We start from the raw sequence: 7,644 nt of genomic DNA, 5'->3' as shown, positions 1-7,644 counted from the left end.
GGCCGCACGTTGAAGAACCTGTTCCAGGAGCGCGGCGTGCCGGCCTGGCAGCGCGACGTGCCGCTCTTGTTCGCGGGCGAGCGGCTGATCTACGTGCCGCGGCTCGGCATCAATCGCGATGTCGGTGCGTTCGGCAGCGAGGCGGCAGGCGACGGCACCTGGCGCCGGATCGAATGGCGTCCCGACCTGCTGATCGCGTAACGGCGGGCAGGCTTCCGGCGGCGCGATGGCGCGCGCATTTTCACCATTTGGTAAACAGCGCCGGAACGGCTCCGGACGCGGCGAGCGGCTTGTCAAGCGGGCCTCTATCGGGTACGCTCGGTCGTTTGCTCGGCTCGATTTTTGAGCGATTTGTGCAGGTTTTCCGCGTGACGTACCCGGTTTGCGCGGCCTGATCGGCCTTCCGGGCAAAATCCGTCACGCTTGCGTGTTGCGTCCCAGCCGTCCCCCTCGTCGTCCGTCCACAGCCACAAGCCGCGTGACCGAACGGCTACGCGGCCTGCCCAGCGCGCCCGTGCGGTTTCTCCTCCAGTTCAGAACGACAATGGCACTCATCGTACACAAATACGGCGGCACTTCGATGGGCTCGGTCGAGCGCATCAAGAACGTCGCGAAACGCGTCGCAAAATGGCATCAGGCCGGGCACCAGATGGTGGTCGTGCCTTCGGCGATGTCCGGCGAAACCAACCGTCTGCTCGGTCTTGCGAAAGAGATTTCGAGCCAGCCGAGCCCGCGCGAGCTCGACATGATCGCGTCGACCGGCGAGCAGGTCAGCGTCGGCCTGCTGTCGATCGCGCTGCAGGAAATCGGCGTCGAGGCCGTGAGCTACGCGGGCTGGCAAGTGCCGATCAAGACGGACAGCGCGTTCACGAAAGCGCGCATTCACTCGATCGATGACGAGCGCGTGAAGGCCGATCTGAATGCAGGCAAGGTCGTGATCATCACGGGCTTCCAGGGCGTCGATCCGGACGGCCACATCACGACGCTGGGCCGTGGCGGCTCGGATACGTCGGCGGTGGCGGTCGCGGCTGCGCTGGGTGCCGAAGAGTGCCTGATTTACACGGACGTCGACGGCGTCTACACGACCGACCCGCGCGTCGTCGAAGAGGCGCGACGCCTCGATCGCGTGACGTTCGAGGAAATGCTGGAAATGGCCAGCCTCGGCTCGAAGGTCCTGCAGATCCGCTCGGTCGAATTCGCCGGCAAATACCAGGTGAAGACGCGCGTGCTGTCGAGCCTGACCGATCCGCTGATTGCGCTCGACGAAGAAATGCGCTCGGGCACCCTGATTACTTTTGAAGAAGACGAGACCATGGAAAAGGCAGTCATTTCCGGCATCGCGTTCCAGCGCGACGAAGCACGCATTGCTGTGATGGGCGTGCCCGACAAGCCGGGCATCGCGTATCAGATCCTCGGCCCGGTCGCGGATGCGAACGTCGACGTCGACATGATCATTCAGAACCAGAGCGTCCAGGGCAAGACCGACTTTACGTTCACGGTCGGCCGCGGCGACTACCAGAAGGCGATGGACATCCTCACCAACCAGGTGAAGGGCCACGTGAACGCCGAGCAGGTGCAGGGCGATCCGAAGGTGTCGAAGGTGTCGGTGGTCGGTGTCGGCATGCGTTCGCACGTGGGTGTTGCGAGCAAGATGTTCCGCACGCTGTCGGAAGAGGGCATCAACATCCAGATGATCTCGACGTCCGAAATCAAGATTTCGGTGCTGATCGACGAGAAATACATGGAGCTGGCCGTCCGCGCGTTGCACAAGGCATTCGAACTCGACCAGGCATCGTGAATTTTTCGTGATGCATTGAAGAAAATGCATCACGGAAATTGACGTGCGGTTCGAAACCCTATATTATTTCGTTCTCGTCGCACTGCCTCCCTGGTGCGAGCGAAAGTTTGGGAGACGTGGCCGAGAGGTCGAAGGCACTCCCCTGCTAAGGGAGCATCTGGGCCAAAACCTGGATCGAGGGTTCGAATCCCTCCGTCTCCGCCAAAAGCGGTGACAAAGCCCCGCAAGTTCTCGGACTTGCGGGGCTTTTTCTTTTTGACCATCAAATCAACTCACAAGCTTCCTGTGAGCATGAGCACGACGAACGAGCGGTTCACCGGTCGCAGTCGTTCTGATGCCGAGTGAATATTCGCGCGGTGAAGGGTGATCACTCGTCAAGCGGCGATCCGTGTCCGCGTGCGGCATGCTTGAGCCGGACTCGGTGATTTCCTGAACCATCTCAAGTCGACTCGAGAAAGTGAGTTCCTTCGGCTGGGTTCCCGGAAGGTTGGGTGTTTGGCGGCTTTCAGTCTTCCAGACTCAGTCCGGATGAGCCATCGATACAACCTGTCGAAGCTTCGCAGCTAACCCGGCGGTATCGTGCGACTGGCGCGAATACGAGCCGGCCTTGCCATGCAAAAACTCAACTGCGCAGCTGCTCGCCCTTGATAAAGGCAATCAGGGCGCGCAGAGCCTGCGAGACATGGCGATGGCCGGGATAGTAAAGGCATAGTCCCGGAAAAGGCGGACACCAGTCGTCAAGAACGCGTTCGAGGCGTCCGTCACGCAAGGCCTCGACGACGAGGTGGTCAGGGACGAAAGCGATGCCTATGCCGTCCATGGCGGCGTCGACCATCAGCGGTTGGTCCGTCAAAGTAAGCGGGCCCGAGACATCGATGGTCTCGCTCACGCCGCGTCGCTCGAATTCCCACTGGTAGATCGCGCCGCTCTCGAAGCGAAAGCGAATACAGTCGTGTCGATAAAGATCGTGCGGCGTAGTGGGGCGTCCATGTGCAGCGAAATACGCGGGCGACGCGACTGCTGCGAAACGAACGTTGCCCATGATCGGAACGGCCACCATGTCCTGCGGCACGGCCTCGGCCAGTCGGATGCCCGCGTCGAATCCCGCTGCAACGATGTCACCGAGGCGGCCGTCGCTCACGATGTCGAGATGCACGTCCGGATACGACTTCAGGAAGCTTGCCAGGATGGGACGCAGGATGAGGCGGATGGCGCCTTCGCTTGCATTGATGCGCACGGTTCCGCTGGGAGCCAGACGGAGATCGTCGACTTCGCGCATCGCTTCGTCAATGATCGAAACTGCCGGCCGGAGTTTGGCTGCCAGACGCTCGCCGGCCTCGGTGAGCGAGGTGCTGCGAGTCGTTCGATTCAGGAGCCGGACGCCCAGACGGCGCTCGAGCGCTTTTACCGAATGACTGACCGCTGACGGCGTGATCTCGAGTTCGGTCGCTGCTGCGCGAAAGCTTCGTCGTGTTGCAACGGCCAGGAACACGGTGAAAGAGAAAAAATCGAAGCTCCTTGATTGGTGAGTAACTCTCATCGTTTCATCAAGCATTGGTGATCTTGTTTTGATACTAGGGGCTCCCTACACTGGGTGCAACTATTTCAGTCAAGGAGCGCCAGATGTCTCGAAAGATATTGATCACGGGTGCCAGCTCAGGTTTTGGGCGTGGTGCGGCAATCGAACTTGCACGCCTTGGCCACCACGTCGTGGCGACGGCCGAAACGTGGCCGCAGGTTCGCAGCCTGCGTGCGGACGCAGCCGAGGCCGGTGTGGTGCTCGAGGTGATCAAGCTGAATCTGCTCGACGCGATCGACATCGCTCACGCGGGCTCGTTCGATCCCGATGTCCTGGTGCTGAACGCCGGCGTCATGGAAGGCGGATCGATCGTCGACATCCCGATGCCGCGCGTTCGGGAGTCCTTCGAAATCAACGTCTTCGGCCATCTTCAACTGGTACAGGCGATCGTGCCGAAGATGGTGGCACGCAGGTCCGGAAAAGTCGTATGGACCTCGTCGATGGGGGGCATTCTGGTTGTCCCGTTTGTCGGTGCCTACTGCGCGACCAAGCATGCGATCGAGGCCATCGCCGGGTCGATGAAAGCGGAACTCGAACCCTTTGGCGTCAAAGTCGCGACCGTGAATCCGGGCGTTTTCGGTACCGGATTCAACGACACTGGCGCTGAGAGCTACGTACAGTGGTACGACGCCGATTCCGCCGTTGTGCCGATGCCGGATTTCGGCGACAGCCTGATGAACCAGGCCGACCCCAAGGAGATGATCGACGCCATGGTCGAGATCATTCCGGCCGATACGCATTTGTATCGAACCATGCGCCCCTTTGCGACGATTGACGCTGCGAAGCAGTGGCAAGAGACGGAGTGGACGCAAAATGCCTGAGCTCACGTTGGAGCGGGCGGATCGGATCGTGGCCCAAGGGCGTGCCGCAGCCCAGGACGCGGGACTCAATGCCGTGTTTGCAATTCTGGATGCGGGTGCGCACTTGGTCACTTTCTCGCGGATGGACGGGGCATGGCTTGCGTCGAATGAACTGTCGATTGCAAAGGCCCGGGCTTCGGTGATGTTCCGGGCGCCGAGCGAAGCGCTCAATGTCCCGTGGCAGGCGGGCCAGCCAGTTCCACACTTCGACCACATCCATGCAGGCGGGCTGTTGCTGATGGGAGGAGGAGTGCCTCTCTTGGATGGCGATGGCCACCTGATCGGCGCCCTCGGCGTGTCCGGCGGTACACCCGAGCAAGATGCGGTACTTGCTCGTGCTGCGATTGCCTGAGCGCTGGAGGTGGTGGGCGAGATTCCGATACCTCGGCTATCGCGTCGATCCGCGGTGACACGTCACGGTTTCGTCGTCGGCATGTTGTGGGCGCAGGCCCGCTTGGCGTGCCAGTCGTCATGTGTATCGCGCGGTTGTGTACTCGCGCAGGATGAAATATTCACGGCCCGCGTCAAGAATGTACATCTGCGATGCGTAAGGTGAGGGCGTGACAGCCTGCCGCGATGGTGGATGACCCGCGCGCGTTGGAATATTCACTGCACGCACCGAAAATACACACGCGCCATGCAGGTAGCGGGTGCGCATCCGCCCGCTGTGGTGGCTGACGCAAGCGACCCCATATTTACTTCGACAGCACGGATGTTGCGCGACCGGCTGTTCGGGCCGCGCTGCGGTTCAACCGTCGATTTCGCTCGAATCGAACGTGATTTGCACATCATGGTCCGCAGGCCGGGCCGGTACGACGCGGCGTAACCACACTGTTTGCCAGCGAAGATGATCGTGCGCTTGCAGACCGGCGAATTGAAGTCCATCGGCGTTTGCTTGATCAGCTTGGTGTCCGGACAGGATGCGGACACGTTCGGCAGCTTCTGTTGCGCGGATTCGCTCGCCTGATTCGCGTCCATCCCACGATCTTTCGCGGTGCGCGCCCGCTGAGCAGCGGTGGATGCGCGACGGTTTGCGATCGTATTTTCACGGGCAGCGTCGCTGTTGGCGTTTCGCCGCTTTCGCTGCGGTTGCAGTTTCTGCGGCGTATTCTGCGCGCTTGGCAACCATCATCACGCCGACCATCGGCGCCTGACAGCGGTTGGCGTCGCAAATTGCTCCGGCTCCTTGCCGAGCGGAAAGGTGACTACGTAAAGCACGTTGATGGGTATCGGCTTGCTGTTCTAGTCCTCCCCCACGGGAGCGTGGAGGGTGGGCGGCGCGGCCATTCACTCGATCCGCGTCGAGCAAGGCGAAATGAAATAAAAATGAAAGTTAGCCTGTAAGAAATCAGTGCTGCATTCTCGCCGTCTTGTCTGGTGCCAATCAGCTCGTTCCGACCCTCCGGAATGGCAGGCGGATGTCAAAAATGCGGCGCTGCGTCGATTTTTGCAATCTGTATGATCGATCAATACAAAAAATTACTCATAAAAATCAGTAGGATAAGGTGGGTTGTGAAAATCGATGCTCTGCTGCGATGCAGAAAATAATCAATCGCCTTATGCTGGTTAACCCGATCGCGTTTGAGCGGCGTCAAGCTTTCCCGTGATGCCGCTTTACATTTTGCCAACATTGGCGATTCACGAAATCTTTCTGTCGATTTGATTTCGTTCCTTTCGTCTCGCCTGTCTCCGATGCAGTGCGCGACTTCATCAAGGCCCTGTTGACATGCATGATTTCCCCTTCCTGAGCCTGGCCATCTGGGCTCCGATCCTGTTCGGCGCGTGCCTGCTGCGCGCCGGTTCCGACCATCATCCACGTCGAACGCGGCTGATCGCGCTCGTCGGCGCGCTGGTGGGGCTTGCGGCCGTCGTTCCGCTGGTCGCCGGTTTCGATGCGCACTCGGCCGCGATGCAGTTCGTCGAGAGCCGCAACTGGCTGGCGGCATTCAATTCCGGATGGCGGGTCGGCATCGACGGCGCGTCGCTGTGGCTCGTCGTGCTGACCGCGTTCACGACGCTCGTGGTGGTCGTGGCGTCGTGGGAGTCGGTCACGGTGCGCGTCGCGCAGTACTACGCGTCGTTCCTGATCCTGTCGGGACTGATGGTCGGCGTGTTCGTCGCACAGGACGGGCTGCTGTTCTTCATCTTCTTCGAGGCGACGCTGATCCCGCTTTACCTGCTGATCGGCACATGGGGGCGCGAGCGCCGCGTGTACGCGGCCGTGAAGTTCTTCTTTATCTCGTTCGCCGGCTCGCTGTTGCTGCTGATGGCGATGCTGTACCTGTACGCGCAGTCGCACACGTTCGACATGGCCGTGTGGCGCACGCTGCAGCTCGGCTTCGCGCCGCAGTTGCTGGTGTTCCTCGGCTTCTTCGCCGCCTTCGCGGTCAAGGTGCCGATGTGGCCGGTCCACACGTGGCTGAGCGACGTCTATACCGACGGCCCGACGGGCGCGGCGCTGATGCTCGCGATGCTCAAGCTCGGCGGCTACGGGTTCCTGCGCTTCGCGCTGCCGGTGACACCCGACGCGAGCCACTTCTTCGCGCCGGCCGTGATCGCGCTGTCGCTGTTCGCGATCGTCTATGCGAGCCTGATCGCGCTCGCCCAGACCGATCTCGGCAAGCTGCTCGCGTATTCGACGGTCGCGCACATGGGGATCGTCACGCTCGGGCTGTTCCTGTTCAACCGGATCGGCGTCGAAGGCGCGATCGTGCAGCTCGTGTCGTACGGCTTCGTCGCGGGCGCGATGCTCTTGTGCGTGAACGTGCTCGTCGACCGCACGAAGCAGCGCGAGATTGCCGCGTACGGCGGCGTCGCGGGCGTGATGCCGCGTTTCGCGACCTTCACGGTGCTGTTCGCGATGGCCAACGTCGGCCTGCCGGGCACGTCGGGCTTCGTCGGCGAGTTCATGGTCATCATGGGCGCGATCCGCTTCAACTTCTGGATCGGCGCGATTGCGGCACTGACGCTGATCCTCAGCGCGTCGTACACGCTGTGGATGCTCAAGCGCGTCGTGTTCGGCAAGGTCGCGAGCCAGCGGATCGCGAAGCTCGCCGACCTGAACCGTCGCGAGATCGTGATGTTCGCGTCGCTCGCCCTGGTCGTGCTGGCGGTCGGCATCGATCCGAAGCCGTTCACCGACGCGATCGATCCGACCGTCGGAAGGCTGATCGAAGACGCGAGCCATTCGAAGCTGCCGGCAGGGGACGGCCCTGCGCAGCCGCAGCCGTCGTACATGGCATCGACGCACGGCTGATCGCGGCACGTCGCGCGAACGGGGCTCATCGCGCGGCGGTGCGGCCGTTGCGTACACATCGATCGCGGTCCGGCGCAGGTAGCGCCGGGCCCGCTTGCGGCTGCGTGAAATTGCCCCGCGACAATGTGTCTCACAACAGATTCTGCAATGA

The 7,644-nt window shown here is 61.6% G+C and carries 7 protein-coding genes and 1 tRNA gene; 6 read left to right on the top strand and 2 right to left on the bottom strand.

Features of this window, described 5'->3' with window-relative positions; all coding sequences use genetic code 11:
* The 3 genes from tilS to DPV74_RS18905 form a co-directional block, all read left to right on the top strand.
* Nucleotides 1-201: tRNA lysidine(34) synthetase TilS (tilS, locus tag DPV74_RS18915; RefSeq protein ID WP_162923084.1), on the top strand; the 201-nt coding region annotated here is incomplete at its 5' end.
* A gap of 343 nt (nt 202-544) precedes the next feature.
* A complete protein-coding gene (locus DPV74_RS18910) occupies nt 545-1,798 on the top strand; it encodes an aspartate kinase (protein WP_027787050.1) in 1,254 nt (417 codons plus the stop codon).
* 110 nt (nt 1,799-1,908) lie between these two features.
* A tRNA-Ser gene (locus DPV74_RS18905) sits at nt 1,909-2,002 on the top strand.
* Between the two features lie 418 nt (nt 2,003-2,420).
* Here DPV74_RS18905 and DPV74_RS18900 read toward each other — a convergent pair.
* Nucleotides 2,421-3,353 carry a LysR family transcriptional regulator gene (locus DPV74_RS18900; RefSeq protein ID WP_060197074.1) on the bottom strand — a complete coding sequence of 311 codons (933 nt, stop codon included), beginning with the start codon at nt 3,351-3,353 and terminating at the stop codon, nt 2,421-2,423.
* A 68-nt stretch (nt 3,354-3,421) separates the two neighbouring features.
* Between DPV74_RS18900 and DPV74_RS18895 the strand changes: the two genes are divergently transcribed.
* Nucleotides 3,422-4,198 (top strand): SDR family oxidoreductase, encoded by a 777-nt coding sequence (locus DPV74_RS18895; RefSeq protein ID WP_119337751.1) that lies wholly within the window; start codon nt 3,422-3,424, stop codon nt 4,196-4,198.
* On the top strand, nt 4,191-4,589 hold the full coding sequence (locus DPV74_RS18890; RefSeq protein ID WP_119337750.1) for a heme-binding protein: 399 nt from the start codon (nt 4,191-4,193) through the stop codon (nt 4,587-4,589). Before DPV74_RS18895 ends, DPV74_RS18890 begins: the two co-directional genes overlap by 8 nt.
* Nucleotides 4,590-4,843: 254 nt before the next feature.
* On the opposite strand, the gene DPV74_RS18885 is transcribed toward DPV74_RS18890, so the two are convergent.
* Nucleotides 4,844-5,215: a hypothetical protein gene (locus DPV74_RS18885; RefSeq protein ID WP_155705858.1), complete on the bottom strand. Its 372-nt coding sequence runs from the start codon at nt 5,213-5,215 to the stop codon at nt 4,844-4,846.
* A gap of 748 nt (nt 5,216-5,963) precedes the next feature.
* Here DPV74_RS18885 and DPV74_RS18880 point away from each other — a divergent pair.
* Nucleotides 5,964-7,493, top strand: a complete 1,530-nt coding sequence (locus DPV74_RS18880) for a NuoM family protein (protein WP_119337749.1) — start codon at nt 5,964-5,966, stop codon at nt 7,491-7,493.
* The last annotated feature ends 151 nt before the right edge of the window (nt 7,494-7,644 follow it).

It is taken from the genome of Burkholderia sp. HAN2018 (genome assembly GCF_024704855.1).
Classification (GTDB): Bacteria; Pseudomonadota; Gammaproteobacteria; order Burkholderiales; family Burkholderiaceae; genus Burkholderia; species Burkholderia cepacia.
The sequence above is the reverse complement of the archived record's forward strand: the minus strand, read 5'-3'. Positions and strand labels throughout refer to the sequence as shown.